The organism is Corynebacterium ureicelerivorans, assembly GCF_000747315.1.
GTDB lineage: Bacteria > Actinomycetota > Actinomycetes > Mycobacteriales > Mycobacteriaceae > Corynebacterium > Corynebacterium mucifaciens.
Map to the genome: position 1 here is coordinate 127790 of NZ_CP009215.1, position 16902 is coordinate 144691.

Sequence of the window (16902 nt, forward strand, 5' to 3'; positions counted from 1 at the left end):
TTAAATCTCCTTCGTGATAACCGGTTGCGGGTCGTGCGCCGGGTTGATCGGCTCGGGGTGCGCGTCCACAGGATTCTCCGGCAACTCCGGCTCCGGGACGCTGGGCAGAGGGTTCTCCGCCTCATCGCGTGTGTAGTCCAAGTCGGACACGTCCATGCCCGGGCGCAGGTAGCCGCCGAGCGCGTTGATCGCGGCGGTGACCATGCCCAGCACGGCGAGGTAGATGCCGAAGTCGAAAATGAGCGAGGTGGTCAGGTGCTCGCCGGCGATTTCACCGTGGATGGCGTACATGAACCCGCCCTCGATGAAGCCGAGGAAGCCGGAGGAGATGGCGATGATGATGCCCCAGCCGGTGAGACGGATCGGGGTAAAGCTCTTCACCACCTCCGCGTCCGCACCGCGGGAGAGGTAATTGATGGCGAATGCCGTGGCCAACACCAAGGCCGCGACGAAGCCGCCGCCCGGGGCGGTGTGGCCGCGGAAGAAGATCAGCACGGACAGCACCACGAGGACCGGCGCTACCAGCGCGGCCGCCTTGCGCAGCGGGATAGAGTTGAGCTGCGACTGGCCAAACGGGCGCGGGCGGGTGCCGGCCTCGAAGAGGTGGCGCGGCATGGAGCTGACTACCGCGGCGATGACCACGGCCGCCATGCCGAGCACTGACAGCTCACCCAAGGTATCGAAGCCACGGAACTCGACGATGATCACGGCGACGATGTTGTCCGCGCCTGTGACATCGCCGCCCTCGGTGAGGTACCACTGCGCGAGCTCGGAACGCTCGCGCCGACCGGTCAGGCCGTAGACACCGAAGAAGGTGACCACGCTGGCGGCCAGGGCGAACACGGAGGCCAGCACCTTGCGGCGGCGCTTCGTTTCCGGGAACATCCGCGGCTGGAACCGCAGGACCACCAGGATGACCACCACTGTGAGCGCCTCAACCAGGAACTGCGTCAATGCGACGTCCGGGGCGCCCAGCATGAGCATCTGCAGCGTCATGCCCACGCCCACAGTGCCCAGCAGGACGGCGGACGCGAGGCGGGAGCGGGTGAATACCATGCCCAGCACGGACATGGCGATGATGGCGAACGGGATGAGGTCCCACCACACGTCGAGGCCCTCGGCACGCGGGGCCGGGGTGACGCCGTCGACGCCGTCGGTCAGCAGGATGACGGTCAGGCCCATGCCCACCACGGATGCGAGCAGCGGGAACAGGTGGCGCGACGGGTTGAAACCGTCGGCGAGTGAGCCGAGCTGTTTGCCAAAGTCGGACAGGCCGCGGGTGGTCCACGACAGCACCTCGGTGCCGTCTGCGGGCAACAATTCCTTGTTTCGCAGCGCGGCGAAGACCGGCTTGCGGAAGAACAGGACAAACACCACGCCGGCCGCCACCACGAGCATGGAGACAATGAACGGGGGCGTGACGCCGTGCCACAGGGCGAGGTGGGTGGCGAAGCTGTCGTCGCCAGTAATGGCCCGCACGCCTGCGGAAACCGGGCTGTCCACCCAGAACAGCACAAACGGCAGGACGGCAGACGCGAGGCCGGGCAACGCCGCCGGCAGCCAGAGGGCGACGGGAGCTTCGTGGACGTCGGGGAGGTCCCTCGGCCCGTCGATAAACGCCCCGAACACGATCTTCGCGGAGTACACGAAGGTGAGGAAGGCGGCGATGCCGGCGGTGACCAGCAGGAGCTTGCCGTACGGTGCCTCGTGGAGCGCATCCAGGATGGACTCCTTGGACACGAAGCCGAACAACGGCGGGATCGCAGCCATCGACGCCGCGGCGATGACGGTGGAGGCGAACGTGAACGGCATTTGGTTGTAGATGGGGCCGAGGCGGCGCATGTCGCGCGTGCCGGCTTCATGGTCCACAACGCCGATGAGCATGAACAGCGAGGATTTGAACAGCGCGTGCGCCAGGGTGTGCGTGAGCGCCGCGGCCATGGCGATGGGAGAGCCGACGCCGATGGCCGCCACGATCCATCCCAGGTGGGAGACGGTGGAGTAGGCGGTGAGGTGCTTCAAGTCCGTCTTCGTGATGGCGAACAGGCCAGACATGAGCGCCGTGAACAGCCCCGTGATCACCAGCAGGTAGTTCCACGCTGCGACGTCGCTGAAGATGGTGGAAAAACGCAGCAGCAGGTACACGCCGGCCTTGACCACGGCCGCCGCGTGCAGGAAGGCGGACACCGGCGTAGCCGCGGCCATGGCCTCCGGCAGCCAGAAGTGGAAGGGGAACTGCGCGGCCTTGGTAAACGCCGAGAATGCGATCAGCATGGCCACCACCACGGTGACGCGGTTGTCGCCCCACACGTCGGAGGCGAGGATTGCCTCCAGGCGCGTCGTGCCCGTCTGTACCGCGGCAACAGCCAGGCCAGCCAGCAGGGTCAGGCCGCCGAAGAAGGTGAGAATCAGGGTGCGGTAGGACCCGGCCTCACCCGAAGAGCCCGAGCGCGCGATGAGCAGGAACGACGCGATAGAGACGAGCTCCCAGGCGATGAACAGCAGCACGGCGTCGTCTGCGAGCACCAGCAGCAGCACGGACAGCGTGAACGCCGTCATGATGGTGTAGAAGCTCGTGTTGCCGTCCCGGTCTGGCAGGTAGGCGGCAGAGTAGAGGAACACCACCGCGCCGATGACCAGTGCAAGCAGCGCAAAGAAGATGCCCAGCCCGTCGGCGCGGAGCGCGAACTCGATTGACGTGCCCGACCCCATCACGTCGCGCGCCCACTGCCTCGACCACGTCAGGTCGGTGCCGCGGGAGACGTCGGTGAACTTGGAGCCCAGCACGGCCGCGGCGGCGAACAACAGGGCCGCGAGCGGGTAACCGGCCTTCTTGTCCATGACTCGCACCAGCGGTGGGGAGAGCACCACCGTTGCCGCTACGAGCCCAATGACAAGGGGAAGAGTCATGGTGAACCCATTTCAATGCATGGTTTTGGCAAGAACCCTTACGACAGTATCAATTCAACCGACACGGCTCTAACGGCGAGCTTTCACAGGCGGTGCGCCTCCCGCAGCCGGGTGGCGGCGGGTGCTATGAACAGTCCCATGAAATCGGGCAACGCTTTGCGGTTGATGTGTGCACTTTTGGCGCTGGTGGCGGGTGCGCTGTTGCCCATGAAACCTGCGGACACATGGGCAAACGTCGCTCGCGACTCGGAAGTCTCCGGCGCCCCGCAGGTTGGACCGGACAACCTTGGGGACGCGCGACGCGCCGCCGGTGAGGCGGGGCAGCAGGCCAAGGTGCTCGAGGAGGGCGCGGGCCAGCTTGCCGCCGGCATCGAAGGTGCGCAGGGACAAACGCAGCAGCTTATCGACGCCATCGCGGCCGCCCAGACCGGTTCCCAGCAGCTTTCGGACGGCATGGTCGAACTGCAGGCCGGCACGGGCCAACTCGGCGCAGGCGCCACGCAGTTGGCAGATTCCATCGGCGAGGTGGTGAACCAGGTCACCGGCTTCGAAGCAGTGCGCGGCCAAGTCGTCGCCGCCATCGACCGCACCTTGGAGGAGCTCAAAGACGCGAAAGAACCCGAGGTGGTGCAGGCCCGCGAATCGCTGCAGGGGCTGCGCGAGCAGGTGCAGACCGCCCAGTTGCCCTCGGATGTGGTGTCGAAGATGAACCAGCTGCGCGACGGGTCCCGGGACCTGGCCAACCAGCTCGCGGTGCCGGGCTACGGTTTCCACGACGGTATATATACAGCCACCAACGGCTCTGCCGAGCTGGCCCGCGGTCTCGCTGAGCTGCAGGCGCAGACCGGAGAGGCCACCGGCGGTATCGACGAGCTTGTCGAGGGTGTGGAGAAGATCAACCAGATGGCGGGTATGAACGCCGACAAGGTCGCTGCGGTGCGCGCGGCCCTGCCGGTGCCTGCGGTCGCGCCGGACGCGGACGCCGGCGAGTCTGCGCCTGCTGGCCCGACGCTTGCGCCCGTGGCCGCGATGTTGCTCGCTGCGATGTCGGTGCTGGGCGGGACAGCGCTCGCTGCAGCCGCGTGGTACGCCACCCGCGGACGGTGGTGGATCCTCGGTTTCGGCTCCGCCGCCCTCGCCGCAGCAGGCACGATTCTCGCCGGTGTCCTTGGCTCGGGCTTCGGGGCGCGGGAGTACGCGGTCGTGTTGCTTGGTCTGGTGTCGGGCACTGCCGCGTCGGCAGGCTTGGCCACCGTGCTCAGTCGTTGGCTCGGCGCCGGGTTCGGGTTCAGCGTGGCCGGGGCCCTCGCGGTGGCGCAGACCGGCTTGGTCGGCTGGGTGTGGCGCACCGCGACGACGGCGAGCGTGGACCCCGTGTGGGAAGCAGTATCGCAGGTAGCGCCCATGCACTGGGCGTCCACTGCGGTTTCTGCGGCCGGTAACGGCGGCGACTACCCGGGCATCGTGTCCGCCATTTTGCTCAGCGCGCTGCTGGCGGTGGCCGGTCTCGCAGGGGCGAGGAGAACCGCAACCTAAAATTCACCTGAGTGTCTCCTGCTGGAAACGTGGCGGGCGTAGCTTCCAAAATGGCAAACACCCGCTCGTTTTTAAGGAACCTCACATGCGTTTCCCATTTCAGGCAGCCGCCGCGGTGGTCAGCGTCTCGGCTCTGGCTCTGGCCAATCTGCCTACCGCTGCCGCCGACACCCCGGCGGAGCAGAACTTCAACGGCAAAGAGTCGTGCATCACGATCGACTCCGAGGGCAACGTGCGCGCTCCGCAGCCCGGCGACTGCACCCAGTTTGGCAAGGGGGGTCAGGGCAACACCGGCGCCCAGGCCCGCAACGTCATTTTCATCCTCGGCGACGGCATGGGCCACCAGGAAATCACCGCGGCCCGCAACTACCTCAAGGGCGCGAACGGCCGCTTCGAGGGCCTGGATGAGCTGACCGCGTCGGGCGCCTACACCACGTTCGCGGTGGGCAAGGATGGCAAGCGCCAGTACGTGACCGATTCGGCTGCGTCCGCGACCGGCTGGTCCACCGGTGCTAAGACCTACAATGGTGCGCTCTCCGTGGACATCGAGGGCAAGCCGCACGAGAACCTCCTGGAGATGGCCAAGAACGCCGGCATGCGCACCGGCAACGTGTCCACCGCGGAGATCCAGGACGCGACCCCCGGCGCGATGCACTCCCACATCTCCCAGCGCAGCTACTACGCGCCGTCGGGTACCGCAAAGCCGGTGGAGGGAGATGAAGCGCGCGAGAACGGCGGCCTAGGCTCCATCTCCGAACAGATCATCGACACCCGTGCCGACGTCACGCTCGGCGGCGGCCGCAAGTACTTCAACGCCAAGGTGCAGGAAGGCGGCGAGAACCGCAACCCGTTCCTGACCGACAAGAACGACGGGGGCGCCGACTGGGAGGCCGGCAAGTCCGTCCGCGAGAACGCCGAGGTCAAGGGCTACACGGTGGTGGACGATAAAGAGGGCCTGGACGGCATCACCAAGGCCGACCAGGAGCACCCAGTGCTGGGCCTGTTCAACGACGGCAACATGACGCGCCGCTACGAGCCCACCGTGCCGGGCCACGCTAAGGACCAGCAGCCGCAGAAGTGCGAGCTGCAGGACACCGGCGACGAGCCGACGGCCGCGGAGATGACCAAGAAGGCCATCGAGCTGCTGGATGACAAGAGCGCAGAGAAGGGCTTCTTCCTGCAGGTTGAGTCCGCCTCCATCGACAAGGCGGACCACGCCGCCGATGCCTGCGGCATGATCGGCGAGACCGAGCAGATCGACGAGGTGATCAAGGAGGCGCTTGACTTTGCCAAGGAGGACAAGAACACCTTGATCGTGGTCACCGCCGACCACGCTCACACCGCTGAGATCGTGCCGGATGGTGAAGAGTCTGTCTCCGCCATTACCCGTCTGGAGTCGCCCAAGGACGGCGGCGCGATCATGTCCGTGGGCTTCGGCACCCAGCCGTGGTCTATCGACGCGGAGGGCAATCTGCAAACCAAGTCCATGCAGCACACCGGCACCCAGGTGCGCATCGCGGGTTACGGCCCCGGCTCCGAAAACGTCAACGGCCAACTGGACCAGACCGACGCCTTCTACGTCATGGCCAACGCGCTGCGCCTCAACGGCGGCACCCAGGGCGGCCAGGAGCAGTGGGAGATCAACAAGGGCAACGAGGTGCAATCGCTGGCGAGCCGTCGTCAAGCAAAATCCGGCGACGAGTTGTGCTACCTGGTGTCCGAAGGGACCGCGCCCAAGGTGGGCGAGTGCGCCCAGTTCGGCACCGAGGGCCAGCAGGTGGACGAGGCGAAGGCCAAGAACGTCGTGCTGCTGATCGGTGACGGCACCGGTGACTCCGAGATCACCGCCGCCCGCAACTACCTCAAGGGCTCCGCCGGCCGCTTCGAGGGCCTGGACAACCTGGACTACACCGGCTACCAGACCACCTGGGCGCTGGATAAGGAGACCGGCCTACCTAACTACGTCACCGACTCCGCCGCCTCCGGCACCGGCTGGAACTCCGGCGTGAAGACGTACAACGGCGCCATCGGCGTCGACAACGCGGGCCAGCCGGTGGCCACGATCGGCGAGCTGGCCAAGGCCAAGGGCATGAAGATCGGTAACGTCTCCACCGCCGAGATCCAGGACGCCACCCCGGCCGCCTTCGCCGCGCACGCCCTGAACCGTTCCTACTACGCACCGTCCGGCGACGCTAAGCCGGCGAAGGGGGACCAGCTCCGCGAAAACGGCGGCCTTGGCTCCATCTCCGAGCAGATTGTCGACCTGCGCGCAGACGTCACCCTGGGTGGCGGCCGCAAGTACTTCGATGCCGAGGTGGTCAAGGGCGGCAAATGGGGCGAGGACGGCAACACCTGGACCGCAGGCAAGTCCGTGCTGGAGAACGCCAAGGACAACGGCTACCAGGTGGTCACCTCCGCTTCCGAGCTGGACGGCATCGCTGAGGCGAACGCGGACAAGCCGGTGCTGGGCCTGTTCTCTGAGGGAAACATGCCGCGTGTGTTGAACCAGACCATCCCGACCACCGACGGTGAGAAGGAGCCGGCGACGTGCGTGGCCAACCCTGAGTTCACCGCAGAGACCCCGCGCCTGGCGGCCATGACTACCAAGGCGCTGGAGTTGCTGCAAAACGATAACGGCTTCCTGCTCCAGGTCGAGTCCGCCTCCCCGGACAAAGCTGACCACCAGGCGGACGCCTGTGGCCTGATCGGTGAGGTAGGCCAGCTCGACGAGGCTGTCCAGGCCGTGCAGAATTGGGTGAACACGACTGGTGAGGAAACCCTCATCGTCGCCACCGCGGACCACGCCCACACCGCGCAGATTACGTACAATGACGCTCCTACCGCCGGCCGCACCACCAAGCTGACCACCGCCGACGGTTCGGAGATGACGGTGAACTTCGCCACCTCCAAGACCAACGAGGACGAGGACGCGCTGGGTGGCCAGGAGCACACCGGAGCCCAGCTGCGCGTTGCGGCGTCCGGCCCGGGTGCCGCCAACGTCACCGGCCAGATCGACCAGACGGACCTGTTCTTCCTGGTCAATAACGCTCTCGGCATCGACGGCATCAACCACGGCCTCACCTTCGAGAACAAGATGCAGCACGATGACGCTCCGGCTGACGGCTCTTCAAAGAGCTCCCTGATTGGTGACCTCGGGTTGGCCATGCTGCTGACGCTGGCGGGTGTCCTCGGCTTGATCTCCGTGATCGCCTTGGCCTTCCCGTTCGCAGTGGACTCCATCCTCGGGCCGCTGGCCAAGCTCTAGCAGTCTCGCGACGTCACGTCCCGCACTCCCAGCTCAACCGCAGGCCTGGAAGGTGCGGGATGTTCGCCGTTTCGGCGGGTGGGAGCCACGGCGCCGGCGGCGTTTGGAGACTTCTCGCGCGGGTTTGCCGGGCTCTGCCGCCCCAATTTACAAACCCCGATTTACAAACCCCGAGAAAGCAACCCCGAGGATGCGCGAATTTCTCGCATTCTCGGGGTTGCTTTCTCAGGGTTTGGGGCTGCGACGGCCCGGTCGGCCAGTCGCAGTGGGGCACTAGGGGCACTAGGGGCACAGAAACGAAAAAACCCGCCTGCAGAGGCGGGTTTTGATTGGTCGGGATAACAGGATTTGAACCTGCGACCTCTTCGTCCCGAACGAAGCGCGCTACCAAGCTGCGCCATATCCCGGTGATGTCGTTCGCGGTTGCCCGCGGTACTCGAAACACAATACCCCTGGCCAGCAGTACGAACAAAACGGCTGGCCAGAGGTGCTGCCGCCGTTCTTAGCGCCTCTCCACGACTCGGATCAGCGTCGCGGACGGCGGGCAGAACAGCCGCACCGGGGCGTACTTGGATTGGCCGAGGCCGTTGGAGACTTCCATCCACATCCGTCCGTAGCGGTGCAGACCCGAAGCACGGCGCCGGTCAATGTCCGCGTTGGTCACAATGGCGCGCTGCCCGGGCAAACAGATCTGGCCACCGTGGGTGTGGCCGGCGAGGGCGAGCTGGTAACCGTCGGCCTCGAACGCTTCCAAGACGCGGCGGTACGGTGCGTGCAACAACCCGACCGAAAGGTCGGCGTCGCGGTTCGGCTCACCCGCCACCTTGTCGTACTGGTCCAGGTTGTGGTGCGGGTCGTCCACGCCGGCGAGGGCGAGTCGGACGTCGGACGCCTTAAACTCCAGCCGCTGGTGGGTCGCGTCGCGCCAGCCTCGCTCGATGAACGCGGCGCGCATGCCCTCCCACGGCAGGTCCTCGTAGGACGGCTCCCGCTTCGCCCCGGTCAGGTACTTCAGCGGGTTGACGGGCCGGGGCGCCCAGTAGTCGTTGGTGCCGAAGACGAATGCGCCCGGGCGGTTCAGCAACGGGCCCAGAGCGTCCAACACCCAGGGCACGCCGGCCGCGTCGGAGAGGTTGTCGCCGGTGTTGACCACTAAATCCGGCTCCAACGCATCGAGGCCAGAGACGAACTCCACCTTCTTGCGCTGTCCCGGGATCATGTGCAGGTCGGAGACGTGCAGCACCCGGAACTCGCTCCGGCCTCGCAGCACGCCCGGCTCGAGCAGGGGCAGCTCGTACTCGCGCAGCCTGAAATCGTTGCGTTCCGTATACCCCCACGCCAGCGCAGCAACGCTCGTCGATAGGCCGAGTGCTCCTATTCCCGTCAACTTCTTCACCCGCACCACTGTAATCTCGCTGCCATGAGTACATTGAAAGAGCAGATCCGCGCTGACCTCAAGGAAGCTATGAAGGCGAAGGAGAAGGAGCGCACCGGCACCATCCGTATGCTGCTGGCGGCGATCCAGACCGCCGAGACCGAGGGCTCCAAGCATGAGGTGGACGACGCGGAGATTCAGAAGATCATCGCACGCGAGATCAAGAAGCGCCGCGAGTCCGCAGACATCTACACCACCAACGGCCGCGCAGACCTCGCGGAAACTGAGCTCGCTGAGGCGTCCATCCTCGAGGTGTACCAGCCGAAGCAACTGAGCGACGAGGAGCTCGCCACGCTTATCGACGAAGCTATCGCCGACACCGGCGCAGAATCCATGGCGCAGATGGGGCAGGTCATGAAGGCCGCCACGGCGAAGGCCGACGGCCGTGCCGACGGCAAGCGCATTTCCGAGGCGGTCAAGGCGCGTCTGGGCAGCTAGAAGTCGCCCAAGACATCGGCGATGGCATCGCGGGCCTCGTTGAGCGAACGCTCGAGGTCGTCGAGGCCCGCCGGGGGAGCGGTGCTCGTCGAGGGGGGCGAGACCGGCCACGAAGGGGTGGCCGAGGCTGCCCCGCCGGAGACGTTGAGCGTGACCGCGGCGCCATCTCGCGCTACCGACACCACGGTGCCGGCGGGCGCCCCGCCGCCGTCGACGGTTTGGAGTGAAACGGTGTAGCCCTGCGCCTCAAGCTGGGATTTGGCGGCGGAGGAGTATTGGCCCACGACCGAGTCAATGGCCGCGGGTGCGGCGTCGCGTTCCGAGGCGGGCTCGGCGACAGGCAGGCCGCCGTCGGCCGCGCCCGGCACACCCGCGGCAGCCTGGAACCACGTGTCCGCCGCCTCGTTGCCGCCGAAAAGGTTGCCGGACCGGCACTGCCGCACGGGAGCGGTGCACAGCGGGGTGGACTGGGTGCCGTCGTTGTAGATGTATGGCGCGGCCGCCATGCCCCGGGTGAATCCCAAGAACGCCGTGGACTGGTGCGACTCGGTCGTGCCGGTTTTCGCGGCCGCGGGAGCGGACCAGCCGTTGTTGCGGGCTGACGCGGCCGCGGTGCCGTCGGTGATGTCCTCGGACATGCCTCGGGACAGCGTGGCGGCGACATCCGAGCTAACAGCCTGCTCGCAGGCCGGGCGGTCGATGAAGACCTGTTGGCCGTGCTCGTCCAGCACTTCCTTAATCGGGTTCGGCTCGCACCAGCGCCCGTCGGAAGCGAGCGTCGCGCCGACGTTGGACAGCTCGAGCGCGTTGACCGGCAGCGGCCCGAGCGTGAACGCACCCATGTTCTCGTCTTTCGCGGCCTGCGCGATGGAGCGGCCGTCGCCGAAAGACTGCTCATCCGTGTAGGAGCGCAGGCCCAAGCGCACGGCGGTATCCACCACCGGCGCCACACCGGTCTTTTGAATCAACTCGACAAACGTGGTGTTCGGCGACTGCGCCAGCGCGTCCTGCAACGTCATGCGCGGGGCGTAGGAGCCAGCGTTTTCCACGCAGTACGCGCCCGACGGGCAGTTCGCCGCGCCGCCGTCGCCCATGCCGTAGACCACCGAGCGCTCCGGCGTGTCTAGCATGCTGTCCAAACCGTAACCCTGCTCGAGCGCGGCGGCGGCGGTGAAGATCTTGAACACCGAGCCCGCGCCCGCGCCCACGAGGGATGCGGGTTGGGGGAGGATGGTTTGGCTCTGGTCCAAGTCCAGGCCGTAAAAGCGGGACGAGGCCATGGCCAGGATGTCCCGGGAGTCGGCACCTGGGCGGATAATGTTCATCACTTCCGCAACCCCCGGGGTGTACGGGCTGACGTTGTTGCGCACCGCGTTGTTGGCCACCTCCTGCACGGCCGGATCCAGGGTGGTGGTGATGGTGTACGAGCCAGACTGGATCGTCTCCAAGTCGAGCCCCTTGTCCGCCAGGTAGCGCAGGGCGTAGTCGCACATGAAGCCCTTGTCGCCTGCAGTGATGCACCCTTCGGGCAGCGTGTTCGGGGCGTCCAGGATGCCGAGCGGGGTGCCCGCCATGCGGTCGGCCTCGGCCTGCTCCAGGTACCCCTCGGCCGCCATGTTGGTGAGCACCGTATTGCGGCGCTGCATCGCGCCCTCCGGGTTTGTGTACGGGTTCAGGCCCTCGACGGACTGGAGGATGCCCACCAGCAACGCCGCCTGCGCCGGGTCGAGCTCACGGGCTGGGATGCCGAAATAGGTGAGGGCAGCCGCTTCGATGCCGAAGGCGTGGTTGCCGAAGGAAACCAGGTTGAGATACCTGGTGAGAATCTCGTCCTTCTCCAGCGTCTTATCCAAATCGGAGGCCATCCGCATTTCCCGCAGCTTGCGGGGGATGGACTGCTCTGTAGCCGCGTTGGCTTCCTCCTCAGTCTCCGCGTCAACGAGCCACAGATAGTTCTTCACGTACTGCTGGTTGATGGTGGATGCGCCCTGCTCCACACCCCCGGCTAAGACGTTGGTCACCATGGCGCGGGCGAAGCCCTGCATATCCACGCCCTCGTGCTGGAAAAACCGGCGGTCCTCGGTGGAGACGAGGGCGTCTTTGGCGTACTGGGAAATCGCCTCGCTTGGCACCTCGTAGCGGCGCTGTTTGAAAATCCAGGCCATTGGCTCGCCGGATGCGTCAGTGACCGTGGTGACGCCGGGCACCCTGCCGTGAGTGAGGTCGGAGAGGTTGGACTGCATCGTCTCGTCGGTGCGTGCGAGGGCGGCGCCCCCCAGGCCCACGATGGGGGCAAGGCAGAGCGCAATGGCCAACGCAGCCGCGAGAAGGGCGACGAGCAGGCTTCCAAGGGATTTCAGTGCGGACACCCCCGTTACCTTAAATGACTCCGCACCGGCGGGTGAATAGGTGAGGCCCCCCAAAAATGTGACACACTCGACAGAGAAAATTTTGCTGTGATTACATTTACACGGAACCGCCGGAATGGCGGCGTACGCACACGGACAAAGGAGCACGGCTATGAGCACGGCTTTGGGTAACACCGCGCAACGCAACGCACAGCGGACAACCACACGCAAATGTGACGCATCCGGACATCTCGTTTTCGACCGTGGGGACTGGGTCACGCACGCGCGGTGCCGCGGCACTGACCCGGACGCGCTCTTCGTCCGCGGTGCGGAGCAGCGCAAGGCTGCTGCCATTTGCCGTTCGTGCCCGGTACTGACCGAGTGCCGTGCAGACGCACTGGACAACAAGGTGGAGTTCGGTGTCTGGGGCGGGCTGACGGAGCGGCAGCGGCGCGCCGTGCTGCGTAAGAACCCGCACGTGACGGATTGGGCAGAGCACCTCTCCGCCGGCGGCGAAGTTGTCGGGCTCTAGGTACTCTTGAGCGCCATGACGAAATGGGAGTACGCAACGGTTCCGTTGCTCACGCACGCTACGAAGCAGATTCTGGATACCTGGGGCGAGGATGGCTGGGAGCTCGTCGCCGTCACGCCTGGTCCGACGCAAGACAACGTGGTCGCCTATATGAAGCGCGAGGTCGAATAAATGTGGACTGAACGTCTGCAGGAGCTTGGCATCGAGCTTCCGCCTGTCGCCGCGCCCGTGGCTGCGTATGTGCCGGCGGTGCAGGTCGGTGACCAGGTGTGGACATCCGGCCAGCTGCCGTTCGTTGGTGGCGTACTGCCCGCCACGGGCAAGGTCGGTGCCGAGGTGTCCGGGGAGGACGCGTACGGCTACGCCCGCCAAGCGGCGCTCAATGCGATCGCAGCCGTCGATGCCCGTGTGGGCGTCGACAACGTCGCCCGCGTGCTCAAAATCGTTGGCTTCGTCGCCTCCGACCCGGGCTTCACCGGCCAGCCAGCAGTGATCAACGGCGCGTCCGAGCTGATCCAGGACATCTTCGGAGAGGCCGGTGCGCACGCCCGTTCCGCCGTTGGCGTGGCGGTGCTGCCGATGGACGCGCCTGTCGAGGTCGAGCTCGTCGTGGAACTGAAGCGCTAGTACGGCGAGTTCTGGCTGCTAAGCGGGTACGCTGGCAGGTATGGAACATCCCGCTTACAGCCAACTGCGTCCTGTGACCGCCAACGCCGCGGTGGTCTTGGCGCCGAACCCAAGCTATGCGGCGCTGGAGGGGACCAATTCTTGGGTGATCAAAGGGGAGGGAGATCAGCGAAGCATCGTCATTGATCCGGGCCCCGAGGATGAAGGTCACCTCAACGTGCTGCACTCCAAGGCTGGAGATGTGGGGCTCATTCTGCTGACCCACCGCCACCCTGATCACGCTGACGGCGCGAAGCGCTTCCGCCAGCTCACGAATGCGCCCGTGCGTGCGCTCGCCCCGCAATACTGCGCCGGTGCTGAGCAGCTCACGGATGGCGAAGTGATTGCTGTCGACGGCGTCACCCCGCAGTTGAAGGTGGTGGCTACCCCGGGCCACACCAGCGATTCCGTATGTTTCTTTGTCTATCCGGGCGCGCCGGATTCTTCCGAGCTGGAGGCCGTGGTCACCGGCGACACGATCGCGGGCCGCCATACCACCATGATCTCCGAGACCGACGGGGACCTTGGTGACTACCTGGATAGCCTGGAGCTACTGGAGGAACAGGGCAAGGACATCACCCTGTTGCCGGGCCACGGTCCTGAAGGAGCTGACCTGTCGGCTTACGCCCGCAAGTACATCGACCGGCGCAACCAGCGCCTCGATCAGATCCGTGAAGCACTGAAGACCTACGGAGACAATGTCGACATCAACACCCTGGTGGACGCGATTTACGACGACGTCGATCCCGTGCTACGCGGAGCTGCCGAGCAGTCCACCCGCGTGGCGTTGCGCTACCTGCAGGCGGCGCCGTAGCTTACCGCGCTCGGCGGGCGAGGTGCTCGGTGTCCACGATGAGCACGCTCTTGCCCTCTAGGCGGATCCACCCGCGGTGGGCGAAAGTGGCAAGCGCCTTGTTCACTGTCTCGCGGGAAGCGCCGACAAGCTGCGCGATCTCTTCCTGAGTAAGGTCGTGGTTGACGCGCAGCGCGCCGCCTTCGTGGGTGCCAAAGCGGTTGGCCAGCTGCAGCAGCGTCTTGGCCACGCGGCCGGGAACGTCGGTGAAGATGAGGTCCGCCAGTGATGCGTTGGTGCGCCGCAGGCGGCGGGCCAGCACGCGGAGCAGCTGCTGGGAGATCTCCGGGTGGGAGTCGATCCAGGTGCGCAGCATCTGGGAGTCCATGGACGCGCAGGTGACTTCGGTGACGCACACAGCGGAGGACGTGCGCGGGCCCGGGTCGAAGATGGACAGTTCGCCGAACATGTCGGATGGGCCCATCACGGACAGGAGGTTCTCGCGGCCGTCCGGAGCGTGGCGGGCGAGCTTAATCTTGCCCTCGATGATGATGTAGAGGCGGTCGCCCGGCTCACCCTCGTCGAAGATGGTGGTGCCCCTGGGAAAGGTCACCGTGTCCATCTCGCTGATCAGCGCGGCAACCGCATCAGGGTCCACGCCTTGGAATATGCCGGCGCGCGCGAGGGTGTCCTGTACGCCTTCCATGTGTCCTCCTCCGTTCGGGCAGCCGCAGTGAGTGGAAGTAATCACTCTCCACGCGGTTATGTGCGACCGTCACAATGCTTCACGCACTCTACCACTGTCTAGGAGTGCTGGGCGGACGGTTTCTCAACTCGGTCTAATCCACGGCTCGTGCTTCCAGCCGCTCCATCGCCAACGTGAACGCTCCGAGCACCAGCGGGATCAGCAGCACGAGAATGAGATTCATAGGTGTCATTCTACGAGACGGATCACTAGCATGTCCCTCATGCCGTCGACCACCCCGAACAAACACCGTCGCCCAGGGACCCACCCCGCGGCGAAAGGCAGGGAGACGGAGATCGGGCGCACCCGCCGCGCCCGCCGCATCAACCGCACCCTCGCGGAGACGTTCCCGGACGCGCACGCGGAACTGGACTTCACCAACCCGCTCGAGCTGCTGGTGGCCACCGTGCTCTCGGCGCAGACCACGGACGCGCGGGTGAACATGGTCACCCCCGCCCTGTTCGCCGCGTACCCCACTGCCGACGCCTACGCCGAGGCGGACCAGGCGGACGTGGAGGAGATCATCCGCTCCACGGGCTTCTTCCGTTCCAAGGCGAAGAACCTCATCGGTCTGGGCCAGCGCCTCGTGGCGGATTTCGGTGGGGAGGTGCCCACGAAGCTGGAGGATTTGGTGACGCTGCCGGGCGTGGGCCGCAAGACTGCGCACGTGGTGCGCGGCAACGCGTTCGGCATGCCGGGGCTGACGGTGGACACCCACTTCCAGCGGCTGGTGGGGCGCCTCATGCTCACCGATGCGACGGATCCGGTGAAAATCGAGCACGCCATCGCAGGCCTCATCGAGCGCAGCGAGTGGACCATGTTTTCCCACCGCATCATCTTCCATGGCCGCCGCATCTGCCACGCCCGCAAGCCCGCGTGCGGCGTGTGCCCAATCGCCTTCGACTGCCCCAGCTTCGGCGCCGGGCCCACCGACCCCGAGGCGGCGGCGGACCTTGTCACCGGTCCGGAGCGCGACCACATCTTGGGGATGGCATGAAGCGCGCTATCTGGATCAGCGTCGGCGCAATCATCGCAGTGACCCTGCTTGTGGTGGCGGGCGCGCGCAGTTTGCTTATGGACGATCAACCTTCGGGGGAACCTGTGGCCGTCGAGAAGCAGGTGGCCCAGCGGCCTGATTGCCCCGCTGGCCTGGATCTGCCCTGTTTGGGCGGCGAGGTCGCGGGCGAGGCGAAGGAGATCACCGTGGTCAACGTGTGGGCTTGGTGGTGCCAGCCGTGCCGCGCTGAGCTGCCCGTTGTGGAGGAGTTCGCGCGCGCCCACCCGGAATACACCGTGGTGGGCGTGCACGCGGACGGCAACGCCGCGAACGGGGCGTCGCTGCTCAACGAGCTTGGGGTGGGGCTGCCGAGCTACCAGGACGATTCGGGCGTGTTCGCGGCCGCGCAGGGCCTGCCGCCCGTTGTGCCGGTGACGGTGGTGCTGCGCGGCGGTGAGCAGGTGTCAGTGTTCGCCCGCGAGTTCACCTCCGCGAGCGAGCTCGCCGAGGCCGTGCAAGGGGCGATCTAGGTGGACGCGCAGTTGCGGCCCGACCGCGCTCCCGCGTGGCTCAAACCGCTGGTCGATGCGATCGACGGCGGCGGCGGTGCGATCCCGCGCAGGCTGCTGTCCCCGCGGGTGCGCCAGAAGGGCGGGGCGGACCAGGCGGCGGTGCTGATCCTCTTCGCGGGCGACCCGCGCGCCACTGCCTTGCCAGAGGACGCGCGGGTGCTGATTACACACCGCACACCGCACATGCGCAGCCACTCCGGGCAGATGGCGTTCCCGGGCGGACACATCGACGCAGCCGACGGCGGGCCGGTGGGCGCCGCCCTGCGCGAGGCGTGGGAGGAGACGGGGTTGGACCCGGCCGGGGTGATTCCGCTCGCCGTGCTCGACTCCGCCACCACCGGCGGCAGCAACCGGCGTGTGCGTCCCGTGGTGGCGTATGCCCCGGAGCCGGGCAACGTGCACCCGGCGAGCGAGGAGGAAACGGATGCCGTCTTCTTCATCCCGGTGCGCGAGCTGGTGGACCCGGTAAACCGGGCGATGCTGGGGATGCAGGGATGGTCCGGGCCTGCCTTCTGGGCCGGCGAGTACCTGGTGTGGGGGTTTACCGGGGTGCTGATGTCCGTGGTGTTGCAATTAGGGGGATGGGCCGTGCCGTGGGACGAGCGGCCGGGCGACTTGCGTGCTGCGCTGGCACGGTCCGCCAACCGCGAGCGGTAACATCACCG

General features: G+C 66.4%; 14 protein-coding genes and 1 tRNA gene. 10 read left to right on the forward strand and 5 right to left on the reverse strand.

Going from position 1 to position 16902, the window contains the following annotated elements:
* Positions 1–2910, reverse strand: coding sequence for a DUF4040 family protein (locus CUREI_RS00665; RefSeq protein ID WP_051952103.1), 2910 nt, complete (start codon positions 2908–2910; stop codon positions 1–3).
* A gap of 138 nt (positions 2911–3048) precedes the next feature.
* On the opposite strand from CUREI_RS00665, the gene CUREI_RS00670 reads away from it, so the two are divergent.
* Together CUREI_RS00670 and CUREI_RS00675 are read left to right on the forward strand one after the other, a co-directional pair.
* Positions 3049–4446 (forward strand): YhgE/Pip domain-containing protein, encoded by a 1398-nt coding sequence (locus CUREI_RS00670; protein ID WP_051952104.1) that lies wholly within the window; start codon positions 3049–3051, stop codon positions 4444–4446.
* Between the two features lie 85 nt (positions 4447–4531).
* Positions 4532–7711, forward strand: a complete 3180-nt coding sequence (locus CUREI_RS00675; RefSeq protein ID WP_038609230.1) for an alkaline phosphatase — start codon at positions 4532–4534, stop codon at positions 7709–7711.
* 330 nt (positions 7712–8041) lie between these two features.
* Here CUREI_RS00675 and CUREI_RS00680 read toward each other — a convergent pair.
* Positions 8042–8118, reverse strand: a tRNA-Pro gene (locus tag CUREI_RS00680).
* 95 nt (positions 8119–8213) lie between these two features.
* Positions 8214–9116 carry a metallophosphoesterase gene (locus tag CUREI_RS00685; protein ID WP_407919147.1) on the reverse strand — a complete coding sequence of 301 codons (903 nt, stop codon included), beginning with the start codon at positions 9114–9116 and terminating at the stop codon, positions 8214–8216.
* Positions 9117–9131: 15 nt separating this feature from the next.
* Here CUREI_RS00685 and CUREI_RS00690 point away from each other — a divergent pair, with 15 nt between their 5' ends.
* Positions 9132–9584: a GatB/YqeY domain-containing protein gene (locus tag CUREI_RS00690; RefSeq protein ID WP_038609242.1), complete on the forward strand. Its 453-nt coding sequence runs from the start codon at positions 9132–9134 to the stop codon at positions 9582–9584.
* Here CUREI_RS00690 and CUREI_RS00695 read toward each other — a convergent pair.
* The gene (locus CUREI_RS00695; RefSeq protein ID WP_038609246.1) at positions 9581–11953 is read right to left on the reverse strand and encodes a penicillin-binding protein; all 2373 of its coding nucleotides are present in this window, start codon (positions 11951–11953) and stop codon (positions 9581–9583) included. The genes CUREI_RS00690 and CUREI_RS00695 overlap by 4 nt on opposite strands.
* A gap of 151 nt (positions 11954–12104) precedes the next feature.
* Here CUREI_RS00695 and CUREI_RS00700 point away from each other — a divergent pair, with 151 nt between their 5' ends.
* The 4 genes from CUREI_RS00700 to CUREI_RS00710 are packed head-to-tail and all read left to right on the forward strand — an operon-like array spanning position 12105 to position 13944.
* Entirely contained in the window at positions 12105–12464 is a 360-nt protein-coding gene (locus CUREI_RS00700; protein ID WP_038609249.1) for a WhiB family transcriptional regulator, read from the forward strand.
* Positions 12465–12479: 15 nt separating this feature from the next.
* On the forward strand, positions 12480–12635 hold the full coding sequence (locus CUREI_RS12150) for a DUF4177 domain-containing protein (protein WP_162472647.1): 156 nt from the start codon (positions 12480–12482) through the stop codon (positions 12633–12635).
* Positions 12636–13091, forward strand: coding sequence for a RidA family protein (locus CUREI_RS00705; protein ID WP_038609252.1), 456 nt, complete (start codon positions 12636–12638; stop codon positions 13089–13091).
* 40 nt (positions 13092–13131) lie between these two features.
* Complete coding sequence (locus CUREI_RS00710) at positions 13132–13944, forward strand: MBL fold metallo-hydrolase (RefSeq protein WP_038609254.1); 813 nt, start codon at positions 13132–13134, stop codon at positions 13942–13944.
* Between the two features lies 1 nt (position 13945).
* Here CUREI_RS00710 and glxR read toward each other — a convergent pair whose 3' ends face one another.
* Positions 13946–14629 carry a CRP-like cAMP-activated global transcriptional regulator GlxR gene (gene glxR / locus CUREI_RS00715; RefSeq protein ID WP_038609260.1) on the reverse strand — a complete coding sequence of 228 codons (684 nt, stop codon included), beginning with the start codon at positions 14627–14629 and terminating at the stop codon, positions 13946–13948.
* A gap of 262 nt (positions 14630–14891) precedes the next feature.
* Here glxR and nth point away from each other — a divergent pair, with 262 nt between their 5' ends.
* From nth to CUREI_RS12160, 3 genes are read left to right on the forward strand one after another with little or no spacing between them, the layout of a single operon-like run.
* Entirely contained in the window at positions 14892–15665 is a 774-nt protein-coding gene (gene nth, locus CUREI_RS00720; RefSeq protein WP_084768400.1) for an endonuclease III, read from the forward strand.
* On the forward strand, positions 15662–16195 hold the full coding sequence (locus tag CUREI_RS12155; RefSeq protein ID WP_038609270.1) for a TlpA family protein disulfide reductase: 534 nt from the start codon (positions 15662–15664) through the stop codon (positions 16193–16195). Before nth ends, CUREI_RS12155 begins: the two co-directional genes overlap by 4 nt.
* Positions 16196–16894 carry an NUDIX hydrolase gene (locus tag CUREI_RS12160; RefSeq protein WP_038609275.1) on the forward strand — a complete coding sequence of 233 codons (699 nt, stop codon included), beginning with the start codon at positions 16196–16198 and terminating at the stop codon, positions 16892–16894.
* Positions 16895–16902 lie beyond the last annotated feature (8 nt).

What these genes read in the sequence shown, in the direction of transcription:
- CUREI_RS00665 (WP_051952103.1), bottom strand. Translation starts at nt 2,910, where the DNA reads ATGACTCTTCCCCTTGTCATTGGGCTCGTAGCGGCAACGGTGGTGCTC.
- CUREI_RS00670 (WP_051952104.1), top strand. Translation starts at nt 3,049, where the DNA reads ATGAAATCGGGCAACGCTTTGCGGTTGATGTGTGCACTTTTGGCGCTG.
- CUREI_RS00675 (WP_038609230.1), top strand. Translation starts at nt 4,532, where the DNA reads ATGCGTTTCCCATTTCAGGCAGCCGCCGCGGTGGTCAGCGTCTCGGCT.
- CUREI_RS00690 (WP_038609242.1), top strand. Translation starts at nt 9,132, where the DNA reads ATGAGTACATTGAAAGAGCAGATCCGCGCTGACCTCAAGGAAGCTATG.
- CUREI_RS00700 (WP_038609249.1), top strand. Translation starts at nt 12,105, where the DNA reads ATGAGCACGGCTTTGGGTAACACCGCGCAACGCAACGCACAGCGGACA.
- CUREI_RS12150 (WP_162472647.1), top strand. Translation starts at nt 12,480, where the DNA reads ATGACGAAATGGGAGTACGCAACGGTTCCGTTGCTCACGCACGCTACG.
- CUREI_RS00705 (WP_038609252.1), top strand. Translation starts at nt 12,636, where the DNA reads ATGTGGACTGAACGTCTGCAGGAGCTTGGCATCGAGCTTCCGCCTGTC.
- CUREI_RS00710 (WP_038609254.1), top strand. Translation starts at nt 13,132, where the DNA reads ATGGAACATCCCGCTTACAGCCAACTGCGTCCTGTGACCGCCAACGCC.
- glxR (WP_038609260.1), bottom strand. Translation starts at nt 14,629, where the DNA reads ATGGAAGGCGTACAGGACACCCTCGCGCGCGCCGGCATATTCCAAGGC.
- nth (WP_084768400.1), top strand. Translation starts at nt 14,892, where the DNA reads ATGCCGTCGACCACCCCGAACAAACACCGTCGCCCAGGGACCCACCCC.
- CUREI_RS12155 (WP_038609270.1), top strand. Translation starts at nt 15,662, where the DNA reads ATGAAGCGCGCTATCTGGATCAGCGTCGGCGCAATCATCGCAGTGACC.